This is a genomic window from Candidatus Accumulibacter contiguus, assembly GCF_012940005.1.
Taxonomy (GTDB): Bacteria; Pseudomonadota; Gammaproteobacteria; order Burkholderiales; family Rhodocyclaceae; genus Accumulibacter; species Accumulibacter contiguus.
In genome coordinates, this window is sequence record NZ_SPMX01000033.1 from 32,459 (window position 1) to 54,985 (window position 22,527).

The 22,527-nt window shown below is 63.3% G+C and carries 18 protein-coding genes and 5 pseudogenes; 16 read left to right on the plus strand and 7 right to left on the minus strand.

From position 1 onward, the window contains the following. The first annotated feature begins 11 nt into the window (after window positions 1–11). The 3 genes from E4Q08_RS12390 to asd are packed head-to-tail and all read left to right on the plus strand — an operon-like array spanning window position 12 to window position 3,820. Window positions 12–1,850 (plus strand): 2-oxoacid:acceptor oxidoreductase subunit alpha, encoded by a 1,839-nt coding sequence (locus E4Q08_RS12390; RefSeq protein WP_169070606.1) that lies wholly within the window; start codon window positions 12–14, stop codon window positions 1,848–1,850. Between the two features lies 1 nt (window position 1,851). Continuing rightward, window positions 1,852–2,907 carry a 2-oxoacid:ferredoxin oxidoreductase subunit beta gene (locus E4Q08_RS12395; protein ID WP_169070607.1) on the plus strand — a complete coding sequence of 352 codons (1,056 nt, stop codon included), beginning with the start codon at window positions 1,852–1,854 and terminating at the stop codon, window positions 2,905–2,907. Between the two features lie 16 nt (window positions 2,908–2,923). Further along, window positions 2,924–3,820, plus strand: coding sequence for an archaetidylserine decarboxylase (gene asd, locus E4Q08_RS12400; protein WP_169070608.1), 897 nt, complete (start codon window positions 2,924–2,926; stop codon window positions 3,818–3,820). Here the strand turns inward: asd and E4Q08_RS12405 are convergent. Then, the gene (locus tag E4Q08_RS12405; RefSeq protein WP_034909888.1) at window positions 3,780–3,986 is read right to left on the minus strand and encodes a hypothetical protein; all 207 of its coding nucleotides are present in this window, start codon (window positions 3,984–3,986) and stop codon (window positions 3,780–3,782) included. The genes asd and E4Q08_RS12405 overlap by 41 nt on opposite strands. Before the next feature lie 44 nt (window positions 3,987–4,030). Here E4Q08_RS12405 and E4Q08_RS12410 point away from each other — a divergent pair, with 44 nt between their 5' ends. Further along, complete coding sequence (locus tag E4Q08_RS12410; protein WP_169070609.1) at window positions 4,031–4,216, plus strand: hypothetical protein; 186 nt, start codon at window positions 4,031–4,033, stop codon at window positions 4,214–4,216. A gap of 127 nt (window positions 4,217–4,343) precedes the next feature. Further along, a pseudogene (locus tag E4Q08_RS26385) lies at window positions 4,344–4,523 on the plus strand (IS701 family transposase); the annotation flags it as partial. Between the two features lie 183 nt (window positions 4,524–4,706). Here the strand turns inward: E4Q08_RS26385 and E4Q08_RS12415 are convergent. Next, window positions 4,707–5,234 carry a PEP-CTERM sorting domain-containing protein gene (locus E4Q08_RS12415; RefSeq protein ID WP_248594871.1) on the minus strand — a complete coding sequence of 176 codons (528 nt, stop codon included), beginning with the start codon at window positions 5,232–5,234 and terminating at the stop codon, window positions 4,707–4,709. A gap of 670 nt (window positions 5,235–5,904) precedes the next feature. On the opposite strand from E4Q08_RS12415, the gene E4Q08_RS12420 reads away from it, so the two are divergent. The 3 genes from E4Q08_RS12420 to gnd are packed head-to-tail and all read left to right on the plus strand — an operon-like array spanning window position 5,905 to window position 8,604. Next, complete coding sequence (locus E4Q08_RS12420) at window positions 5,905–6,687, plus strand: glucose-6-phosphate dehydrogenase (NADP(+)) (RefSeq protein WP_169070611.1); 783 nt, start codon at window positions 5,905–5,907, stop codon at window positions 6,685–6,687. Further along, window positions 6,684–7,400, plus strand: a complete 717-nt coding sequence (pgl, locus tag E4Q08_RS12425) for a 6-phosphogluconolactonase (RefSeq protein WP_169070612.1) — start codon at window positions 6,684–6,686, stop codon at window positions 7,398–7,400. Before E4Q08_RS12420 ends, pgl begins: the two co-directional genes overlap by 4 nt. After that, entirely contained in the window at window positions 7,345–8,604 is a 1,260-nt protein-coding gene (gnd, locus tag E4Q08_RS12430) for a decarboxylating NADP(+)-dependent phosphogluconate dehydrogenase (RefSeq protein WP_169070613.1), read from the plus strand. Before pgl ends, gnd begins: the two co-directional genes overlap by 56 nt. Window positions 8,605–8,748: 144 nt before the next feature. Here the strand turns inward: gnd and E4Q08_RS25450 are convergent. After that, a pseudogene (locus E4Q08_RS25450) lies at window positions 8,749–8,907 on the minus strand ((2Fe-2S)-binding protein); the annotation flags it as partial. Window positions 8,908–9,140: 233 nt separating this feature from the next. On the opposite strand from E4Q08_RS25450, the gene E4Q08_RS12440 reads away from it, so the two are divergent. After that, a complete protein-coding gene (locus tag E4Q08_RS12440) occupies window positions 9,141–9,635 on the plus strand; it encodes a Dps family protein (RefSeq protein ID WP_169070614.1) in 495 nt (164 codons plus the stop codon). 50 nt (window positions 9,636–9,685) lie between these two features. On the opposite strand, the pseudogene E4Q08_RS12445 reads toward E4Q08_RS12440, so the two are convergent. Together E4Q08_RS12445 and E4Q08_RS12450 are read right to left on the minus strand one after the other, a co-directional pair. After that, window positions 9,686–12,800 (minus strand): annotated as a pseudogene (locus E4Q08_RS12445) (efflux RND transporter permease subunit). Next, window positions 12,797–13,972 carry an efflux RND transporter periplasmic adaptor subunit gene (locus E4Q08_RS12450; protein WP_169070615.1) on the minus strand — a complete coding sequence of 392 codons (1,176 nt, stop codon included), beginning with the start codon at window positions 13,970–13,972 and terminating at the stop codon, window positions 12,797–12,799. The pseudogene E4Q08_RS12445 and the gene E4Q08_RS12450 overlap by 4 nt, the downstream one beginning before the upstream one ends. Before the next feature lie 694 nt (window positions 13,973–14,666). Between E4Q08_RS12450 and E4Q08_RS25755 the strand changes: the two are divergent. The 3 genes and pseudogenes from E4Q08_RS25755 to E4Q08_RS12460 form a co-directional block, all read left to right on the plus strand. Continuing rightward, window positions 14,667–15,164: pseudogene (locus tag E4Q08_RS25755) on the plus strand (FtsX-like permease family protein); the annotation flags it as partial. 1,060 nt (window positions 15,165–16,224) lie between these two features. Next, on the plus strand, window positions 16,225–16,626 hold the full coding sequence (locus E4Q08_RS24780; protein WP_308240130.1) for an FtsX-like permease family protein: 402 nt from the start codon (window positions 16,225–16,227) through the stop codon (window positions 16,624–16,626). Window positions 16,627–16,751: 125 nt separating this feature from the next. Beyond that, complete coding sequence (locus tag E4Q08_RS12460; RefSeq protein WP_169070616.1) at window positions 16,752–17,714, plus strand: histidine phosphatase family protein; 963 nt, start codon at window positions 16,752–16,754, stop codon at window positions 17,712–17,714. Between the two features lie 24 nt (window positions 17,715–17,738). On the opposite strand, the gene E4Q08_RS12465 is transcribed toward E4Q08_RS12460, so the two are convergent. Then, window positions 17,739–18,005, minus strand: coding sequence for an RNA recognition motif domain-containing protein (locus E4Q08_RS12465; RefSeq protein ID WP_169070617.1), 267 nt, complete (start codon window positions 18,003–18,005; stop codon window positions 17,739–17,741). A 61-nt stretch (window positions 18,006–18,066) separates the two neighbouring features. Further along, window positions 18,067–19,477: pseudogene (locus E4Q08_RS12470) on the minus strand (DEAD/DEAH box helicase). Here E4Q08_RS12470 and E4Q08_RS12475 point away from each other — a divergent pair. From E4Q08_RS12475 to E4Q08_RS12490, 4 genes are all read left to right on the plus strand, one after another. Beyond that, the gene (locus tag E4Q08_RS12475; RefSeq protein WP_169070583.1) at window positions 19,382–19,624 is read left to right on the plus strand and encodes a hypothetical protein; all 243 of its coding nucleotides are present in this window, start codon (window positions 19,382–19,384) and stop codon (window positions 19,622–19,624) included. The pseudogene E4Q08_RS12470 and the gene E4Q08_RS12475 overlap by 96 nt on opposite strands. 206 nt (window positions 19,625–19,830) lie before the next feature. Next, on the plus strand, window positions 19,831–20,946 hold the full coding sequence (locus tag E4Q08_RS12480) for a phosphoserine transaminase (protein ID WP_169070618.1): 1,116 nt from the start codon (window positions 19,831–19,833) through the stop codon (window positions 20,944–20,946). A gap of 41 nt (window positions 20,947–20,987) precedes the next feature. Continuing rightward, entirely contained in the window at window positions 20,988–22,160 is a 1,173-nt protein-coding gene (locus E4Q08_RS12485; protein WP_034912627.1) for a phosphoglycerate dehydrogenase, read from the plus strand. Between the two features lie 151 nt (window positions 22,161–22,311). Next, complete coding sequence (locus E4Q08_RS12490; protein WP_169070619.1) at window positions 22,312–22,470, plus strand: hypothetical protein; 159 nt, start codon at window positions 22,312–22,314, stop codon at window positions 22,468–22,470. Window positions 22,471–22,527: the final 57 nt, after the last annotated feature.

A 22,527-nucleotide genomic window follows, 5' to 3' on the forward strand; every position in this document is an offset into this window, starting at 1 on the left:
GGAAAACAGCCATGCAGAAGATCGAAGCGGTCAATGATTTCGTCGTCAAGTTCGCCAACATCAACGGCTCGGGGTCGGCATCGGCGAACGAGCTTTTTGCGCGCGCCATCCTGCGCATGGGCGTGCCGGTCTCGCCACGCAACATCTTTCCTTCCAACATCCAGGGGCTGCCGACCTGGTTCGAAGTGCGCGTCACCGAGCACGGCTATCTCGGTCGCCGCGGCGGCGTGGACATGATGGTGGCCATGAATCCGCAGACCTGGGACCAGGATGTCCGGGAAATCGACCCCGGCGGATATCTCTTCTACGACAGCTCGAAACCGCTGCCGCGCGCGAAATTTCGCGACGACATCCACGTCCGCGGCATGCCGCTCACCGAGATCTGCAACCAGGCCTACAGCGACGCGCGCGAGCGCCAGTTGTTCAAGAACATCATCTATGTCGGCGCGCTGACGGCACTGCTCGACATCGACCCGGCCGAGATCGAGAAGCTCTTCGGTGAGCAGTACAAAGGCAAGGAAAAGCTGCTCGACTCCAACATCCAGGCGCTCAAGCTGGGTATCGACTACGGGCATACCCACCTCAAACCAATCGCGATCAAGGTCGAGCGCCGCGACTGCGTCGGCGACCGCATTTTCGTCGATGGCAACCATGCCGCCGCGCTCGGCTGCATCTACGGTGGCGCGACGGTCTGCGCATGGTATCCGATCACCCCATCGTCTTCGGTCGCTGAAGCTTTTCAGCGCTACGCACAAAAGCTGCGCGTCGATCCGGAAACTGGTGCTCATCGCTATTCGATCGTACAGGCCGAAGACGAGCTGGCGTCGATCGGCATGGTCATCGGCGCTGGCTGGAATGGCGCGCGCTCATTCACCGCAACTTCCGGCCCCGGCATTTCGCTGATGAGCGAGTTCATCGGTCTCGCCTATTTCGCCGAGATCCCGGCGGTGCTGATCAACGTGCAGCGCGGTGGCCCGTCCACCGGCATGCCGACGCGCACCCAGCAGGCCGATGTGCTCGCCTGCGCTTACGCCTCGCACGGCGACACCCGGCACGTGCTGCTGTTTCCCGAAGATCCCTACGAGTGCTTCGAGATGTCGGCGCAGGCGCTCGATCTCGCCGAGCGCCTGCAGACGCCGGTGTTCGTCATGAGCGACCTCGACATCGGCATGAACCAGCGGCTATGCCGGCCGTTTACCTGGGACGACAGCCGGTCATATGACCGTGGCAAGGTGATGACCCGCGAGGCGCTCGACGCCGGTGCCGATTTCGGTCGCTACCTCGACGTCGACGGCGACGGCATTCCCTACCGTACCTATCCGGGAACGCATCCGACCAAGGGTGGTTACTTCACCCGCGGCACGACCAAGAACGCCTACGCCGGCTACTCGGAAGCCGGCGCCGATTACATCTACAACATGCAGCGGCTGCGACAGAAGTTCGAGACCGCCAAGTCGCTGCTACCCTTGCCGGTACTCTGTGCCGCCAGATACCCGGCACGCTTTGCCGCCCTCTTCTACGGTTCGACCGGCCCGGCCATGCAGGAGGCACTCGACACGCTCGCCGAGCAGGGAATCTACATCAACGCCCTGCGCATCCGCGCTTTCCCGTTCCAGAACGAGATCGCGGACTTCATCGCTTCGCACTCCAAGGTCTTCGTGTTCGAACAGAACTTCGACGGCCAACTGACGACGCTGCTGGTCAACGAGGCCGGAGTCAACCCGGCCAACCTGATTCCGGTACTGCACTACGACGGCACGCCGATCACCGCGCGCTTCATCACCCAGGAGATCGCCGAGCGCGTTTCGCGCCTGAACGTGCGCCCACTCCGACACGACATGGTGGCCTGAGATGACCTACCTCGCAAAACCCAAGCTGCACCACCCCTCGCTCGCCAAGAACCGTGTCGGCTACACCCGCCGCGACTACGAAGGCCGGATTTCGACGCTCTGCGCCGGTTGCGGCCACGACTCGATCTCGGCCGCCATCATCCAGGCCTGCTGGGAACTCGACATCGAGCCGCACCGCGTCGCCAAGCTCTCGGGAATCGGTTGCTCGTCGAAGACGCCTGATTACTTCCTGGGCAACTCGCACGGTTTCAACACCGTGCATGGACGCATGCCCTCGGTGCTCACCGGCGCCTATCTGGCCAACCGCGAACTGATCTACCTTGGTGTCTCGGGTGACGGCGACTCGGCGTCGATCGGCCTCGGCCAGTTTGCGCACGTCATGCGCCGGGGCGTCAACATGACTTACCTGGTCGAGAACAACGGTGTCTACGGACTGACCAAGGGACAGTTCTCGGCGACCGCCGACAAGGGCTCCAAGTCCAAGAAGGGGCAGACCAACAACGACGCACCGATCGACCTGGTCACTCTCGCCCTGGTCATGGGAGCGACCTTCGTCGCGCGCGGCTTCTCCGGCGACAAGTCCCAACTCGTGCCACTGATCCGCGCCGCGCTGGCCCACCAGGGCGCGGCGGTGATCGACATCCTCTCACCGTGCATCGCCTTCAACAACCATGGCGGCAGCACCAAGAGCTACGACTACGTGCGCGAGCACAACGAGGCGGTGAATCGCCTGGACTTCTTTCCGCAGCGCGAAGAGATCACCGCCGAGTACGGCGCCGGCGAAGTGACCGAGGTACGCCAGCACGACGGTTCGGTGGTGCGTCTGCGCAAGCTGCACGCCGATTACGACCCCGGCGACCGCATCCGGGCGATGAGCTACGTTCAGGAACACGCCGCACGTGGCGAGGTGGTCACTGGCCTGCTCTACCTCGACAGCGACGCCTGTGATCTGCACCAGCAACTCGACACCGTCGAAGCGCCCCTGAACACCCTTGGCGCTGCCGAACTCTGCCCCGGATTGGCCGCGCTTGAGAAGATCAACGCTTCGCTGCGTTAATCTCAGCGCCGCGATCGTGTCCGACCGTCTCGCCGTACTGTTTCAATACCTTCTTCCCAAACAGGCACTGACCACAATCGCCGGCAAGCTCGCCGAGCGTGCAGCCGGCAGCCTCACGACGCATGTCATTCGCTGGTTTGTTCAGCGCTACGGCGTCGACCTGAGCGAGGCCGCCAATCCCGATCCGGCCAGCTACCGGAGCTTCAATGAGTTCTTCACCCGGCCGCTGCGTGCCGGTGCGCGGCCGCTTGCCGACGCCGCTTTTCTCTGCCCGGTCGACGGCGCGATCAGCCAGTTTGGCGGCATCGAAGGCGACCAGATGTTCCAGGCCAAAGGCCATCGCTACTCGACCGCTGCCCTCGTCGGCGGCAACCGCCAACTCGCTGCCCGCTTCGAGAATGGCGCTTTCGCCACCCTCTACCTCAGCCCGCGCGACTATCACCGCATCCACATGCCGGTCGATGGCCGCCTGACGCGAATGATCCATGTTCCCGGCGAGTTGTTCTCGGTCAACCCGACGACCGCACGTGGCGTGCCGGGTTTGTTCGCCCGCAATGAGCGTGTCGTCTGCGTCTTCGAGGCCGAGTTTGGCCCCTTCGTCCTGACCCTGGTCGGCGCCACCATCGTCGGCAGCATGGCCACCGTCTGGCACGGCACGGTCAACCCACCGCGTGTCCGCGAAATTCGCGAATGGCTTTACGACGACCCGCAGATCGTCCTGAAGAAAGGCGATGAAATGGGACGCTTCCTGCTCGGCTCGACGGTGGTCATGCTCTTCCCGAAAGACGCGCTCTGCTTCAATCCCGCCTGGGCGCCTGCCCGCCCGATCCGCATGGGCGAGATGATGGCCAATCCTGCCGAACGATGTGGGCTTACGCCCGGCGGGTCAGGCGACAATTCCGGTAGAACTTGATGACCTGAGCGATTCCCCAGCAGATCAGCGTTGGCAGCGCGGCAATGATTGCGGCGCTGACCGCCACCCTGGCAAAGCTGCCAGCCGTGATCAGCGGAACTTTGGCGGCAATGCCGGCGAAAGCCGCCACGAAGGCGGCAAGGAAGATGATACCCAGGATCCTCATGATCAGGTTTCCTTGCGTGAAACTTTGAGACTGCGGAAGTGGTGATGGCGCTGGCTCGACTGGACGAATCCCCGCGAGCGGGCCGGATGCCGATGCAGAAAACCGCACTGGCGTCGTTCGTGCTCTGTCAGGATTTTCGTTTGAAGCAAACGGATTATGAGTTGCGCTGGCGAGAAAGCGAGGAACTACTTCTCGGTTTTCGAGAACGGCTGAACGACTGTAGAGGATAGGATATGAAACATCACTGAAATTTAGACACTCGCGACCGCCGACACATGCCGGGAGCACTCCGGCGCCGCGAAAAAAACTTGACATGGCTATGGGATAGTGAGCGCGCGGCGCCTAATGAGGGACCGTATCAGCATCCAGCACGATCACAGCCACAAGGCCAATCGTCCGACCTTTGTGAACAGTCCGTGCTGGGTCACCCTGGCCCGGGTGCTCCGGGTACGTCTGGGCTCTGCCCTGACGGTGCCGATTCGCTCGTGGTTGCTCGAAGAATCGGGCCAACGCGGCAAACTCTGGATAGCGCGGCAACCATGCTGAAGGCTGCGCCGGTTCGTTGCCTAGGGTGAGAATTCGTTGGGATCTCCGGTCTTCGGTGCGACGTGCAAAACCAAAATGGGCGCCCGCAACCGACGGACGCCCATCCTCGCAAACCCGACTTGCCTAAGTTCCTCTTGTCAGCCTCCGGGCTCGGGGGTGGTCGATTCCTGCCGGTCAGTTGCGGCGGCGGCGCGCCATGCCAAGGCCGGTCACGGCGAGGCCAAGCAGAGCAAGCGACGAAGGCTCAGGAAGGCCGGGAGGCGGCGTCGTTGAATTGTTGAACGAACCGTTGATCTGGCTGCCTGGGCCAGCGTTCTGCGTGTACGCGGCGGACCAGTACACCGGCGTCGGATCGAAACCGATTCCAACCGTTTGCGTGATCGTACCCACGGCAAGAATGCCCAGCGAGGTCGCGCCAGGGGTGCGCGCCGTCACCGTCAGAGTTTCCAGGAACGTTCCCATCGCCGTGGTGAACTCTTTCGTGAAGACGCTACCGATGGTCACTCCCAATGGGTCGGACAGGGTCACCGGTTGGCCAGCGACCAGACCGACGTTGTTCGCTATGATTGCGCCAACCAAATCCGGAGCACCGCTAGAAATGGTGGCTGCAGTCGTTACATCGCCGGTATTGGCAGTGAAGGCGCCAAGCGCCGCGACGTTGAAGATGACGTCAATCGGAATGGCAGAGGCTGGAGTGGCCAAGGCAGCTGCAGCCGACGTTACGGCTACCGCGCACAAGCGAGAAAATTTCATAGGTTAGTCCTCTATTGGTTGTTTGCTGCGCGGAATTGCGCGGCTGAAGAATACTAAGCAAAGGGTGTGCCAGGTTGATGTATCCATCTTTTTTCAAGCATTTATGTTGCTTCCTCGGTCTGGGGCAAGCCTCAGGTGTAAGATTTGCCGACACTCCTTCGGATTGGCGACCGCCGATCCGGCGCTCTACCTGTCCCTGACGATGGCAATGACCGCACTCGCCGGGCTGTTGTACATCGGTGCCAGTTTCGCCCAGCGCGCGAGAGATCGCCAGCAGGTCGGGTTCGGCGATGGTGGCTTTGCGCACATTCCAGTTTTGCCCTGGAATCACTGTCCAGTATATGCCCTGAGGTACTCGTGGAATACGCACCGCGAAAGGGGTTGTGCATCGTCCTGCCCGCCGGCAGCCCACATCCCGGACGAACTCCCTGGGCTGCACGCCCCTCGAGAAGACGATCGGCGTCCAGCCGGCAGGCGCCGTTCCCGGCACTGGCATTGAACCTGCGCCCACTGCCTTGTCGAATGACAAGCGGCCTCGCTTCGACGAGGACGCACTGACACAGGCGCAGCGTCCTCCGGCTGTTCCGGCACCACCAAACTCGCTATCGAGGTTCCGCCCATGCTTGAGAACCATATCGTCGTCATCTTCGGCGCCTCCGGCGACCTCACCCGTCGCAAACTGCTGCCGGCGCTGGCGAGCCTGCACGCCCAGCGCCTGCTGCCCGAGCGCTTCGCCGTGCTCGGCGTCGGCCGTACACCGCTGGACGACGCCAGTTTTCGTCAGGAGATGGCCAGCGCCCTGCCCCGCTTCGCCGCTCACCTGCCGGCGGAAGCCGCCGCTTTCGTGCCGCTGCTGCACTACCAGTCGATCGATACCGGCGATCCCGCAGCCTACGAGCAGGTCAAGCAGCGCGTCTATGGGCTCTGTGCGGAACTCGGAATTCCTCACAACTGCCTCTTTTACCTCAGCACGCCGCCCGACCTCTATCCGAAGATCTCGGCCTGCCTTGCCGCAAGCGACCTCAACACGAGCGGCGACGGCTGGAAGCGACTGGTGGTGGAAAAACCATTCGGACGCGATCTGGCAAGCGCCCGCGAACTCAACCGGCAGTTGCTCGCGGAGTGGCGCGAAGACCAGCTCTACCGCATCGACCATTACCTGGGAAAGGAAACCGTTCAGAACCTGCTGGTGTTTCGCTTCGCCAACGAGATTTTCGATTCGCTGTGGAACCATCGTTACGTGGACTACGTGGAAATCACCAGCGCCGAGAGCCTTGGTGTCGAAAGACGCGCCGGCTATTTCGACGGTAGTGGAATCGTCCGCGACATGGTGCAGAACCATCTGTTCTGGCGCTATCCCTGCCAGAACCTCGCTTCCGGCGGTGAGTACTGCGAACTGTGAACGCCTGGCACGTCCACCCCGACGCCACGGCCAGCGTTCAGGCACTGGCTTGCGATCTGGTGCGCTGGTTACGGGAACGGCGCGGCGAAATTCACCTGGCGCTCTCCGGTGGCAATACACCACTTCGCCTGTATGCCATACTCGCCGCGGCGGCAGGCATCCCGTGGCCGCGCGTGCATCTGTGGTGGGTCGATGAGCGCCTGGTTCCGCCCGACGATCCACGCAGCAATTACGGTGCCGCCAGGTCGCTCCTCGTGGAGCCGCTGCGACTGGCCGCGTCGAGAATCCACCGCATCCGGGGCGAAGTTCCGCCTGAGCAGGCGGCGGCCGACTACGACCGTCAACTCGCCGAACTCGCGGGCGCCGGTTCGTCGCCCGTTTTCGACTGCGTCCTGCTCGGTGTCGGTGAGGATGGCCACACGGCCAGCCTCTTTCCCGATACGCAGCCAGGGTGGACTGGCCGGCACTGCCTGCTCGCACGCCACCTCGACGACGGGACGCTGCGCGTCTCGCTGAACGAGGCCACGCTGCTCGCCGCTGCCCGCGTGGTCTTCCTGGTTGCCGGCGCCGGCAAACGCAGCATTCTCGCGCGCATTCTTTCGGGCAACGCGCCCGAGCTGCCAGCCAGCCGCATCATCGCGCGTGCGCCGCAAGTCCATGCCTACCTGGACGCGGCTGCCGCCCCAGACCTTACAAGTTCTCCGGAGGGATGAGAGCATCGACCACCTCCTGCCCCACCTCGAGCCCGGCGACATCGTCATCGACGGCGGCAATTCGCACTACAAGGACAGCCAACGCCGCGTCCAGGCCCTTGCCAAGCAGGGCATCCGCTTCGTCGGCATGGGCATTTCCGGCGGCGAGGAAGGCGCCCGCCACGGCCCGAGCATCATGCCCGGCGGCAACCGTGAGGCGTGGCCGCACCTGAGAAACCTCTTCCAGACGATCAGCGCCCATACCGATTCCGGCGAGCCCTGCTGCGACTGGGTCGGCGAAGGCGGTGCCGGCCACTTCGTCAAGATGGTGCACAACGGCATCGAATACGGCGACATGCAGCTCATCGCCGAGGCTTGCCATCTGCTCAGGGATCTGGGCGGCTGCCAGCCTGCCGAAGTGGCGGCGATATTCGCGCAATGGAATCGCGGCGACCTCGCCAGCTATCTGGTCGAAATCACCGCAGAAATCTTTCGTGTCAGCGAAGCCGACGGCAAGCCCCTCGTCGACCGCATCCTCGACACCGCTGGCCAGAAAGGCACCGGCCGCTGGACCAGCGGAAGCGCCCTCGAACTGGGTGTGCCGCTGACGCTGATCACCGAGTCGGTGTACGCGCGCAGCCTCTCTGCCCGGCTCGACGAGCGTGTCGCTGCTGCGGCGATCCTGCCCGGCCCGTCGCCACGACCTGGCGTCGAGCGTGGCGCGCTGGTCGCTGCCGTGGGTGATGCGCTGCTGGCCAGCAAGCTGGTGAGTTACGCGCAGGGCTTCATGCTCATGCGGGCTGCCAACGACGAGTATGGCTGGCGACTCGATCTCGGCCGCATCGCCCTGCTCTGGCGCGCCGGCTGCATCATCCGCAGCTCATTCCTCGGCCGTATTCGCGATGCTTACGAGCACGACGCCGATCTCGCCAGCCTGTTGCTCGATCCCTGGTTCCGGCAAGTGGTCGAGCGCTCCCAGAACGGCTGGCGCGGCACGGTGATGCTCGCCGCCGAGCACGGGATCGCGGCTCCCGGCCTGTCGGCGGCACTCGCCTTCTACGATGGCTACCGCTGCGCGCGCAGCCCGGCCAACGTCATCCAGGCGATGCGTGACTACTTCGGCGCGCATACCTTCGAGCGCACCGACCATCCGCGCGGGGTCTTCTTCCACCACGACTGGATCGGCAGCGGCGGTAGCGCCACCTCGGGCAGCTACACGGCCTGAGATCGAATGGCGGGGTCGGGCATCAAATGCCCATTCATGACTTTCATGACAGCCAAGCTGCGCAAGCGCTCTGCGTTTGCCGTCTCCCGGCCTGGCGCCGCCACGTGCATCCTGCAGGCACTCATAAGCACAACTGGCGCAGCGACCACAATCCCGGATAATGCCAAGATTATGACAAAGATCCTTCAGCGTGCGCGCACCGTCCTGTACTGCTGCACGGATGTGCTTATCAGTCACTGCCCGGCACACGCAAACGTACATCAACGGCCTCCACCAGAAGAATGAAAGGATGAAATCAAGCATGCGGCAGCCAGCCCCAATAATAGCAAGAAACTATTGCATCCATACTGACAATCAATTATACAAATGAAACAATTCTTCATAGAATGTGTTCATCGGGTTCCCGCGCAACCGGCCTCGGCTTCCCGAAAACCACAGGACGACGCAGTTTGCGGGCATCGGGAAGGAAGACCTTCCGCACGCAAAGTGGTCGAACTTCTCCCCGCACCAAAGCTTTCAACCCAGGAGAAACGACGATGAACGCCAAGAAAACCCAAACCCCTTCGATCAATATCGGCATCAGCGCCAGCGATCGCGAAAAGATTGCCCATGGCCTGTCTGCCCTGCTGGCCGACAGTTACACGCTCTACCTGATGACGCACAACTTCCACTGGAATGTTACGGGACCCATGTTCAATACCTTGCACCTGATGTTCATGGGCCAGTACACGGAACAGTGGAACGCGCTCGACGTCATCGCCGAGCGGATTCGCGCACTCGGCCATCCCGCTCCCGGCACCTACAAGGAGTTCAGCAGGATGAGTTCGATCAGCGAGGTGGAAGGAACGCCCAAGGCAACGGAGATGATTCGGCACCTGGTTGATGCCCAGGAAGCCACGGCACGCACCGCGCGCGAGTTGTTCCCGGTGGTGAGTGCCGCGAACGACCAGCCCACCGCCGATCTGCTCACCCAGCGTCTGGAAGTGCATGAGAAGACCGCCTGGATGCTCCGCAGCCTGCTCGAAGAGTAAGTTGCTTGCATGGGAGATTGGCGTCAGCGACTCACGAACAGGAATTGACCTCAAGTGCCGGAGCCTGGCTTTCCGTTTTCCAGCGCTGGGATCATCTCGCGCGCATCCTCTCGCGAAAATCGATCGAGATAGAGGTAGATCACCGGCGTCAGGTAGAGCGTCAGGAACTGTGAGAGCAGCAGACCGCCGACCACCGCCAGGCCGAGCGGTCGCCGGACTTCGGCGCCGGCACCGAGACCGAGGGCGATCGGCAGGGTTCCGACCAGTGCCGCCATGGTGGTCATCATGATCGGCCGGAAGCGGATCAGGCAGGCCTCAAAGATCGCGTCGCGCGCGGCCATTCCTGCCTGCCGCTGCTGCGCCAGCGCAAAGTCGATCATCATGATGGCGTTCTTCTTGACGATGCCGATCAGCATGATGACGCCGACGAAGGCGTAGAGACTGAGATCGATGCCAAAGAGCAGCAGCGTCAACAGCGCGCCGAGGCCCGCCGAGGGCAACCCCGAAAGAATCGTCAGGGGGTGGATGAAACTCTCGTAGAGAATGCCGAGCACCAGGTACACCACCAGAATCGCCACCAGCAGCAGGACGCCGAGTCCCTGCTGTGACGACTGGAAGGCCTGTGCGGTGCCTTGCAGGCTGGTGTTCAGCGAGACCGGGATGCGCAGTTGCTGTTCAAGCCCCTTGATCCGGTCCACCGCTTCGCCCAGCGATACCCCCGGCAACAGGTTGAACGACAAAGTGACCGACGGCAACTGCCCCTGATGGTTGACGGTCAGCGCCTGCGTCTTGCGACTGAAGCGCGCGATGGTGTCCAGCGGGATGAGCTTGCCGTTGCTGCTGCGCACGTAGAGGCGTGACAGCGCTTCCGGATTGGCCTGGTATTCCGGGTCTACTTCGAGAATCACCTGGTACTGATTGGTCGCACCGTAGATCGTTGACACCTGTCGCGCGCTGAATGCGCTCTGCAAGGCATCTTCCACCTGCCCATAACTGAGACCGAGCGTCGCCAGCTTGTCGCGGTCGATGTCCAGCGCCAGCACCGGGCTGAGGTGGTTGAGGTTGTTGGTGACATCGACGAATCCGGGCAACTGGCGGAGACGTTCGGTCAAGGTGGCGGTCCATTGGTACAGCTCGCCGAGGTCGGTGTCCTGCAGGGTGTACTGATACTGCGCGGCGGTGAGCTGGCCGCCGATGCGGATGACTGGCGGATTCTGCATGTACGCCTTGATTCCCGGGACTTCCGCGAGTTTGGGGCGCAGGCGCTGAATGATCTCGTCTGGCGACGAGCGACGTTCCGAGCGGGGTTTGAGGATCATGAAAATGGTCCCGGTATTGGCCGTCGGGCGGATGCCGCCGGCACCCACCGCCGACATGAACGAGCGGATGTCGGGTTCCTGCGCGACGATTTCGGCCAGCGCGCGTTGATGTTTCACCATCGAGGCGAAGGAGATGTCCTGCGCGCCTTCGGTGAAGGCGATGATCTGACCCGAGTCACCGCTCGGCAGGAAATCCTTGGGCACCACGGTAAACAGATAGCCGGTGAGCAGCAGGGTGGCAAAGAAAGCCACCAGCACGCTGCGTGGGTGCGCCATCGCCAGCTTGAGCGTCCGCTCGTAGCCCGCGAGCAGGGCAGCAAAAAAAACGCTCGAAGATCTGGAACAGACGGCCATGCGTATCAGGCTCGGCGTGCTGGATGTAGCGGCTGCAGAGCATCGGGGTCAGGGTCAGCGACACGAAGCCGGAGACCAGAATGGCGACGCAGATGGTGACCGCGAATTCGTGCAGCAGGCGGCCGACGATGCCGCTCATGAAGAGCACCGGAATGAAAACGGCAATCAGCGAGAGGGTCATCGAAAGGATCGTGAAGCCGATCTCGCGGGCGCCCTGGATCGCCGCCTCGAACGGTGTTTCGCCCTTTTCGACGTGGCGGACGATATTCTCCAGCATCACGATCGCATCATCGACGACGAAGCCGACACTCAGAGTCAGCGCCAGCAGCGAAAGATTGTCGAGGCTGTAACCGAGGACCGCCATCGCCCCGAAGGTCCCGACCACAGAAATCGGCAGCGCCAGCGCCGGAATGATCGTCGCCGACAGGTTCCTCAGGAACAGCAGGATCACCAGAATCACCAGGAAACCGGCCAGGATCAGCGTGAACTGGACGTCGTCGATCGCGTCGCGGATCGAGACGCTGCGGTCGAAAAGCACTCTCATCTCGATCGCTGCCGGCAGCTTGGACTGGAACGACGGCAAGATACGCTTGATGGCATCGACCGTCTCGATGGTATTGGCGCCGGGCTGGCGCTGAATCGCCAGGACAATGGCACGCTTGTCGACGTTCCAGCTGGCGATCTTGTTGTTCTCGACGCTGTCGATCGGGGTGGCGACTTCGTCGAGCCGCACCGGCGCGCCATTTCGCCAGGCAACGATCAGTGGGCGGTAGGCCGCGGCACTGGAAAGCTGTCCGCCATCCTTGATGGCAAAAGTCTGGCGGCTGCCATCGAGCTGGCCGATCGGTTGGTTGACGTTGTTCTGGGCCAGCGTCTGTTGCAATTCGTCGAGGCCGATTCCCCGGCTGGCGAGCTGGTCGGGGTTGGCCTGCACGCGCACGGCGAATTTCTGCGATCCGAAAATCAGCACCTGGGCGACGCCGGGGATCGTCGACAGACGCTGCGCGAGCTGGGTTTCCGCGTATTCGTTCACCAGCGACAGCGGCAGCGTCGGTGACAGCATGGCGATATAGAAGACCGGCGAGTCGGCCGGGTTGACCTTGCGGAACGACGGTGGCGCCGGCATGTTCGGCGGCAACTTGCGCAAGGCGGCGGAGATCGCCGCTTGCACATCCTGCGCGGCGGCGTCGATGTTGCGTTCGAGCGAGAACTGCAGGGTGATCGAGGTCGATCCCTGGGCGCTCGTCGAGGTCATCGAATCGAGGCCGGCGATGGTCGAGAATTGCCCTTCCAGGGGTGTGGCGACCGCCGCCGCCATGGTTTCCGGGGAGGCGCCGGGCAGATTGGCGGTCACTGCAATGGTCGGGAAATCGACCGTCGGCAATTCGGAAACCGGCAGAGCACGGTAGCCGATCAAGCCGAAAATGAGGAACGCCGCCATCAGCAGCGTGGTCATGACCGGGCGGCGAATGCAGAGTTCAGGCAGATTCATTTGGTGTTGCCGCCCGGCTGAGTGGCCGGCACTGGCGTGGCGGCGGCGGCTCCCTCCGGCTGTTTCACCTGCACCAGCGATCCCGGGGCCAGCCTGAGCTGGCCGTCGGTGACGACCACTTCATCGCTGGCAACGCCCCTGCCGATCGCCGAGATGCCACGGAAGCTGGCCGACACGTCGATCTTCCTGGGTTCTACAGTGTTGTCCGGGCGGACGACAAACAGGAAGTTGCCCTCCGGCCCCTGCTGCACGGCTTCCGCGGGAACGACCACGGCATTGCTCAGGGTATCGAGGGAGAGGCTGACCTCGAGAAATTGTCCGGGGATCAGTCGTTCATCACGATTTTCCAGCAGGGCCTTCATCTGGATGGTGCCGGTGCCGGCATCGACGGTGTTGTCGAGAAACCTCACCGTGCCTGCAAAACGCTGCTCCCGGTTGCCGGGAATCGTCACACTGGCGGGCAGATCGCCGCTTGCCATGGCCTTGCGCACACGCGGCAGATGCTTCTCGGGAATCGAAAAAGTCACGTAGAGCGGTTGCACGCGATTGACCACTGCCAGCACCGTTTCATTCATCTTGACGGCGGAACCGGGGAACACCAGACGCGCGCCGACCACGCCCGCAAATGGAGCGCGGATGCTGGTGTAGGCGAGTTGGAGCGTGGCCAGTTCCAGAGCGGCCCGGTCGGCCCTGACCGTCGCGCTTGCCGTAGCTTCGCCGGTACGCAGTTCGTTGACCTTTTCCTCGGAAACGAAGCCGCGTCCCTGCAGGGACAGATAGCGCTGCACGTCGGCCCTGGCCTTGGCGAGCTGGGCTTCGCTCCTGGCCAGATTGGCCTGCGCCTGCAGCAGCCGCGCGTCGAAGTCGCCGGGGTCGAGCCGGACCAGGACCTCGCCCTGCCGGACATGTTGCCCTGCGGCGTAGGTCACCGCCAGAACCTGTCCGTCCAGCCGTGATTTCAAGGTCACGCTTTCGTACGCTTCGGCGCGTCCTACCACCTCCAGCAGGACGGGTATGTCGCCGACCGTCGCCCTGGCCACGGTCACCGGCACCGGCGCTGCGCTCCTGGCAGTCGTACCGGAGTTGCTCTGACGAGTGTTCTGGTACCAGTATCCTGTACCGGCAACGCTGGCCGCGATCACGGCCAGCAACAGCATCTTGGATCTTGTCATTTGGCGCTACCATAACAGTCGGAAACAGGAGCTAGGAGATAGGGGAAGGGTTGTACTCTGAACATCCTGCCTTGGTCAAGTACGCAAAGTATTCTCGAACAGGTGATTCATGCGAGTCCTGCAACTGTGCTCCTTCTCCTGGCGAATGCTGCGGCGCGACGCGCGCGGCGGTGAGTTGCGCCTGCTGGCGGCGGCTCTGGCGGTCGCCGTGGCCGCCCTGTCGGCGGTGGGATTTTTTGCCGACCGTGTTCGTCAGGCGCTCGATCGCGAGTCTCATCAATTGCTCGGCGCCGATCTCTTGCTGACCGCCGATCATCCGTGGCCGCAAGCCTTGACCGACGAGGCGCGCGCGCGCGGCCTGCAGGTGGTCGAGACCCGTACCTTCCCGAGCATGGTGACGCACGGCGAAGCTGACGAGCTGCGTGCGCAGCTCGCCGAGATCAAGGCGGTTGGTGCCGCTTATCCGCTGCGCGGCACCCTGCGCATTGCGCCGGCGCTGAATGTCCCGGATGCGCCGGCGCGTGGCGGGCCTCCTGCCGGAATGATCTGGATCGACGAGCGTCTGGCCTCGGCACTGGGCGCGCGCGTCGGTGACCAGATCGCCGTCGGGCAAAGTTCGCTGCGCGTCGATGCCGTACTGACTCTCGAGCCGGATCGCGGCATCAACTTCTTCAGCGTCGCGCCGCGCCTGTTGATGAACCTCGACGATCTGCCGGCCACGGCCCTGCTGCAAATCGGCAGTCGTGTCGGCTACCGCCTGTTACTGGCCGGCGACCTGCCGCTGGTGCAGCGTTTCCAGCGCGACATCGAGCCACGCTTGGCGCGTGGGCAACGCATCGAAGACCCGCAGAACGGCCGCCCGGAGATCCGTACCGCGCTCGAACGGGCGCAGAAATTCCTCGGTCTTTCGGCGCTGCTGACGGTGGTGCTGGCGGCGGTGGCGGTGGCGCTGGCTTCGCGACGTTATGGGCAACGCCATCTCGATCCCTGCGCCGTGATGCGCTGTCTAGGCGCGACACAATCCTTGCTGTTGCGCCTGTACCTGGGCCAGTTTGCCGTGCTCGGCGTACTCGCGGCCAGCATTGGCTGCGCGCTCGGCTACCTCGCCCATTTCGCCCTGCACGCCTGGCTCGCACAGTTGCTGGCGACGCCACTGCCACCGCCGGGTCTGCTGCCGGCCGTACAGGGGGTGGCGGTCGGTCTGCTGCTGCTCTTCGGCTTTGCCGTGCCGCCCCTGCTGCAGCTCAAGAAGGTGTCGACGCTGCGTGTTCTGCGCCGCGAACTGGGCAATCCGCGCAGCGGTCTGCTCGGTGGCTATCTGCTCGGCTTCCTGGCGCTGGCCGGCCTGATGTTCTGGGTGGCCGGCGAAGTCGAGCTTGGCGCCTACGTGGTCGGCGGCTTCAGCGTCGCACTGATCTCCTTTGCGCTGATTGCCCGGCTCGCCATCCGGCTGGCAGCCGCGCTGCGTGGCGGTAGGCGATCCGCCAGCGCGAGCGGAATCGGCTGGCGTTACGGGCTGGCAAGCCTGGAGCGGCGTGCGGGCACCAGCGTCCTCCAGATTGTTGCACTGGCGCTCGGCTTCATGGCGCTGCTGCTGCTGACCGTGACGCGCGGCGAGCTGCTCGATGCCTGGCGGCGGAGCGTTCCACCCGAGGCAGCGAACCGCTTTGTCGTCAATATCCAGCCCGACCAGGTCGAAGCAGTACGCGCGGCGCTGCTGGCGCAGGGCCTGGTGGCCGAGCTGGCGCCGATGGTGCGCGGGCGATTGACGCGCATCAACGACGTCGAAGTCAGTGCCGCAAGCTACACGGACGATCGCGCGCAGCGCCTGATCGACCGCGAGTTCAATCTGTCGATGCGCGCCGATCTGCCGGAAGGCAACCGACTCAGTGGCGGGCGCTGGTTCTCTCCCGCCGAAGTCGCTGGCCGGGGGGGGCGACGCGGCCGCGTCGGTCGAAGATGGGCTGGCGAAGACGCTCGGACTGTCTGTCGGCGATCGGATCGAGTTCGTCGTCGCCGGCGAGCAGGTCGGCATGTCGGTGGTCGGATTGCGCAAAGTCAACTGGGATACCATGCGCGTCAATTTCTTTGTCCTGACGCCGCCGCTGGTCCTGCAAGGCTACCCGGCAAGCTGGATCACCAGTTTTTATCTTCCCCCGGAAAAGGCGGAGTTCATCAATCGGCTGATTCGCGAATTTCCCAATCTCACGGTGATCGACGTCGCAGCAATCCTGCGCCAGTTGCAATCGATCATGGATCAGGTGGCGCGGGCGGTGCAGTTCGTTTTTCTGTTTACTCTGGCCGCCGGAGTCATCGTTCTCTACGCGGCGCTGGCTTCAGCAGCGGAAGAGCGACGCTACGAGCTGGCCGTGATGCGCGCCCTCGGAGCACGCCGGGAACAGCTCAGGCGGGCCTTGCTGGCCGAGTTTGCGGCGATTGGCGGGTTTTCCGGCCTGATTGCCGCGCTCGGAGCCATCGGCGTTGGCCAGTTTCTGGCGCGCCAGGTCTTTCGCTTCGAAGTGACGATCGATCTGTGGCTGTTGCCGGCAGCGATCTGCCTTGGCGCTTTGCTGGTCAGCGCCGCCGGCTGGTTCGCCGCCACCCGGCTGCTGCAGAGCGCGCCACTGGAAGCGCTACGCGGCGGCAGCGCCTGACTTGGCTCTGGCGAGGTTGATGGCGCGCCAGCGTGAACCATCGTTTATCATAGCGCCGTGAAGAGCGACTACGCCGGGACACCGAGCTTGTCCTCGTTGACCAACATTGAGGGGAGAGTTTCGCCATGAAAGGAAAGACATTGCTGGTATTGCGGCACGGTAAGTCGGACTGGGGCACCGGTCACGAGGATTTTCACCGCCCGCTGGTCGAAAGAGGCCGCCTCGGCAGCCAGAAAATGGGGGCCTGGATCAAGCGCCAGAAACTGGTTCCGGACGCGGTGCTCAGTTCCACGGCCGAGCGCGCGCGTGCCACGACGGCAGCGGCCTGCAAGGCGATGGGGGTACCGTTGAGCAAGGTGCGCTGGGACGAGCGTCTCTATGCGGCGCCAGTCGAAGATCTGCTGGCGGCGCTGGCCGATTGCCCGAAGAGTGCCCACCGGGTGATGGTGGTCGGACACAATCCGGGGCTCGAAGAACTGATCGATTATCTGAACGAAGGCCAGATCGAGGTTCCGGACGATGGCAAGGTGCTGCCGACTTCGGCACTCGCCCAACTGGAAATGATCGAAGACTGGACGAAGCTCGAGCCCGGCTGCGCCACTCTGGTCTCGGTCACCCGACCCGGACAGGTGCCGGACGATCTGGCCGTAGACGACGAGCCGCAGGGTCCCGTTCCCGACTACTTCTTTACCCAGTCGGCAGTGCTCCCCTATCGTCGGATCGACGGCCAACTGGAAATCATGGTCATCGCCTCGCGCAAGGGCACTCGCTGGGTGATCCCCAAGGGCGTCAAGGAACCCGAGCTGTCCTTGCGTGACTCAGCCGGCAAGGAAGCCCTGGAGGAGGCAGGCGTGCGCGGTCGCCTCGACGAGGAGCCGATTGGCCATTACGACTACAAGAAATGGGGCGGCGTGTGCCATGTGGCGGTATTTCCGATGGAAGTCAGCGAAAGCGTTCCCGAAGACGAGTGGGAAGAGAGCCACCGCGAACGGCGCTGGCTGGAGGCCGGCAAAGCCAGGAGCATGGTCGACGAGCGTGCCCTGCGCAAGCTGATCGACAAACTGGCCAAACGGGTCGGCAAACGCTGAAGCGAAGAAGCATTCTGCAAGCGGCTAGCGGTGGCGCATGCCGCCACTGCTCCGCGCCACGGCTTCGTTTACCCGCAACGGCTGGCCGTGCAGGTCCTTGCCGTCGAGGGCAGCGATCGCGGAAAGCGAATGCGCCCTGCCGGGCATTTCGACAAAGCCGAAGCCCTTCGATGCACCGCTGAACAGCTCGCGCATCACCTGCACGGACTTCACCTGGCCGAAGGCCTTGAACAGATTGGTGAGTTCTGTTTCGTCCGTCTCGGGTGCGAGATTACCCACGAATATATTCATTGCCGGCTCCTGGTCTGACGATTCGATAAATGGCTCGTGGCTGGTGGCGCAGGTCCGCTGCTCAACTGCCGCGTCGGGTGGGGCTGCGAAACAGCGCTGGCAGTGCAGCACCGGCCCTGGCGCTCTGCGGCGCCCGCGGTACATTCGGCAGCGGCGCCTGACTGGCACGCGCCGGCGTTGACGCGCTCGGGCGTGCCGGTGGCGTCGCCGAGGTCTGCGTCCGCTGCGCACTAGCCTTTCCCTGGCCGCCGCCGCGTCGCTTGCCATCGCGACCGCCTCGTTCAGCAGCTTGCACTGCGACCAGCAGATGAGGCGGCGGCGGCTGACCGGGCTCGAATCCCGGCACGATCTGGCGATCGATGCGACGCGTCAGCAGCTTCTCGATGTCGGCGAGCAGCGCGTTCTCCTCAACCGAAACCAGTGAAACCGCCTCGCCGGTGCTCCCCGCACGCCCGGTCCGGCCGATGCGATGGACATAGTCCTCGGGAACGTTGGGAAGCTCGAAGTTGACCACATGCGGCAACTCTTCGATGTCCAGACCGCGCGCGGCAATGTCGGTCGCCACCAGGACACGCACCGTGCCGGCTTTGAAGCCGGCCAGTGCCCGGGTACGTGCCGGCTGGCTCTTGTTGCCGTGGATCGCCGTGGCCTCGATGCCTTCCTTGCACAATTGCTCCGCCAGCCGGTTGGCGCCACTTTTCATGCGCGTGAACACCAGCACCTGGCGCCAGTCGCCCGACGACACCAGATGGGTCAGCAGTTCGCGCTTGCGCCAGGCATCGACCGGATGGATGCGCTGGGCAACCAGTTCGGATTCGGCGTTGCGGCGTGCAACTTCGATCATCGCCGGCGCGTGCAGCAGGCCGTCGGCGAGCTGGCGAATCTCGCTGGAAAAGGTGGCCGAGAACAGCAGGTTCTGCCTCCGCGCCGGCAGCAGCGCGAGGATGCGCCGAATGTCGCGAATGAAGCCCATGTCCAGCATGCGGTCCGCTTCGTCAAGCACCAGGATCTCGACATGCGCCAGGTTGGCGGTCTTCTGCTGCAGGTGATCGAGCAGGCGGCCCGGCGTGGCGACGAGGATATCGACGCCACGGCGCAAGGCTTCGATCTGTGGATTGATGTTCACGCCGCCGTAAACCAGGGTGGACTGGAGCGGCAGGTACTGGCCGTAGGTGCGCACGCTCTCTTCGACCTGCGCCGCGAGTTCGCGGGTGGGTGTCAGGATCAGCGCCCGTACGCGCCGGGGGGTGGTGTGCAGCAGTGGGGGAAGCTGCCGACAGCCGCTGCAGCAGCGGCAGCGTGAAGCCGGCGGTCTTGCCGGTTCCGGTCTGGGCGCCGGCGAGTACATCACGTCCAGCAAGAATGACCGGGATGGCTTGCGCCTGTACTGGCGTCGGTTCGGTGTAGCCCTGTTCGGCGACAACACGCGTGAGTTCGGCCGCAAGGCCGAGAAGGGCAAACGATTGGGACAAGAAAATCTCCTGCAAACGACCTGCTGCGGCACGGCACCATCAGAGCCGGTTCAGGCGGATACCACAATTTTGGGGTGGGATGATTCGGGGCGCTCGGCACTTGCCGGGGGGAGAAACCGCGAGAAAAGCAAACTGCCGACCGGATGAAACACAGCTCGCTTCCGGGCAGAACTATACACGGTTTAGCGCGGCGCAAGCAGATTATCGGCGCCGGCGACCCGTCGACAAGCGGCTGCCTGCTGCCTGCGACGTGCCCCTCTGTTACAATTCCATGCTTGTTCGATACTGATACTGGCTGGTGGACCTTCGGGGAGGCGCCAGCCCCCGGTTTCTTTTTCTAGATAGAGGCAATCATGCAACCCACAGCGAAACCCAAAAACCCCAATTTTTCCTCAGGTCCCTGCAGCAAGCGCCCGGGCTATGATGTCAGCGCCCTTTCGCTCAACACCCTGGGCCGCTCGCACCGCTCGGCGCTGGGCAAGAAAGCCCTCGCGCTGGCGTGCTCGGAAACCGCTCGCATCCTCGGTTTGCCGGAAGGCTATCGCGTCGGCGTCGTGCCGGGGTCGGACACGGGTGCAGTGGAAATGGCGATGTGGTCCTTGCTGGGTCAGCGCGGTGTCGACGTTCTGGTCTGGGAGTCCTTTGGCGCGGGCTGGGCGACGGACGTGGTCAAGCAACTGAAACTTTCCGACGCGCGCGTCCTGAAGGCCGATTATGGCGACATCGTCGATCTCGCGCAGGTGAATTTCGACAATGACGTGGTGTTTACCTGGAACGGCACGACTTCCGGCGTCAAGGTGCCCAATGGTGACTGGATTCCGAATGAGCGCACCGGCCTGACGATCTGCGATGCCACTTCGGCGGTATTCGCCATGGACCTGCCCTGGGACAAGCTCGACGTGGTGACTTTCTCCTGGCAGAAGGTCTTGGGCGGTGAGGGGGCGCACGGCATGCTGATCCTCGGCCCACGCGCGGTTGCCCGTCTGGAAAGCTATAGCCCGCCGTGGCCACTGCCCAAGGTGTTCCGCCTGACCTCCGGCGGCAAGCTCAGCGAAGGTATCTTCCGCGGGGAAACGATCAACACCCCTTCGATGCTCTGCGTTGCCGACTATCTCGACGCCTTGCAATGGATCGAGGCGATTGGCGGCGTCCCGGCGGCGATCGCGCGCAGCCAGGCCAACCTGGCGGTGATCGCCGAGTTTGTCGCCGCCAACGACTGGATCACTTTCCTGGCCAAGGATCCGGCAACGCGCTCGAACACCAGCGTCTGCCTGAGCGTGCAACTCGATGCCGAACAGGTCAAGAAGCTCGTCAAGCTGCTCGACAGCGAAGGCGTTGCTTTCGACATCGGTTCGTACAAGGACGCACCGGCAGGGATTCGCATCTGGTGTGGGTCTACCGTCGAGACTTCCGACCTGCAAGCGCTGATGCCATGGCTGGCCTGGGCCTATCAGCAGGTCGCCGCCTGATTCCCGTCATTCCACCGATCATCTATCCGAGTCACATAGCCATGTACAAGGTCAGAACCTACAACAAGATTTCGATCAAGGGTCTCGATCGATTTCCGCGTCAATCCTATGAAGTCGGTAGCGACATTGCTCACCCCGACGCTTTTCTCCTGCGCAGCCAGAAGCTGCAGGGTATCGACGTCCCCGCCTCGTTGCTGGCCGTTGCCCGCGCCGGCGCCGGGGTCAACAATGTTCCGGTCGCCGAATACGGCAAGCAGGGGATCGTGGTGTTCAACACCCCGGGAGCCAATGCCAACGCCGTCAAGGAACTGGTGATGGCCGGCATGCTGCTGAGCGCGCGCGGCATCGTCGATGGCATGAATTATGTGCAGTCGCTCGCCGATATCCAGGATCCGGCGGAGATGTCGCCGCTCGTCGAAAAAGCCAAATCCCGCTTTGCCGGCCACGAAATCCGTGGCAAGACGATCGGTATCGTCGGTCTCGGAGCGATCGGCTCGATGGTCGCCGACATGGCGCTGGCGATGGGCATGACGGTAGTCGGTTTTGACCCGGTGTTGTCGATTGATGCGGCCTGGCGCCTGTCGAACGAAGTCAGCCGCATGGAAAACCTGCAATCGCTGCTCGCCCGTTCCGACTACGTCTCGCTGCATGTGCCGGCGGTCGATGCCACCCGGCATATGCTCAACGACGACACTCTGGCGGTCATCAAAGAGGGTGCCGTGCTGCTCAACTTTGCCCGGGACGCGATCGTGAACCCGGCGGCGGTCCTGCGCAGTCTTGACGCCGGCCGGCTCGGCAAGTACGTCTGCGATTTTCCCGAACCCGCTCTGCTCGGACACCCGCGAATCATTGCCATGCCGCACATCGGCGCCAGTACCGAGGAATCCGAGGAAAACTGTGCGGTGATGGCTGCCAACCAACTGGTCGACTATCTGGAAAACGGCCACATCGTGAACTCGGTCAACTTCCCGAAGATCAACATGGAGCGCAGTCCGGGCACCTCGCGAATCACCTTCTCCAACGACAATGTCTCCGGTGTTCTCGGCCATGTCCTGTCCATTCTGGCCAACCACCAGGTCAATGTCGTAGACATGATGAACAAGAGCCGCGGTGAACTGGCTTTCAACATTGTGGACGTCGAGAAAAAGCCCGGCGAAGAGGTGATCGACGCCATCAAGGCGGTCGAACGCGTGATTCGCGTACGTGTGATCTAGAGTTTCTGTCCGAAACGGCGAGCCGGACGCAGCTCATGGCCCTGCCCTTCCTGCGGCTGGAACCAGGACGCTTGAGCACGGGTCATATGCCAGTCAATGTGGTTTGGCGCCTGCCTCCGCTGGCTGCTTGCATCGACGACGGGAGAAAGCAATGCCTCTTCAACTGCTCGCAAATCTCGGCTGGCACGAGTTCTCGGTCCTGCTCTTCGCGCTGCTCCTGGCGCTCGTCTTCTTCCTGGTCCTCCGCCAGAACCAGAAGGATTTTCTCGAAATCGAAGCCTGGGTGACTGAAAAGAAGCCCGGCTTCTAATCCCGGCGCGAGCAGCATCCCGGTGATCTCCAGCGCACGCCGATGACACCGAACCCA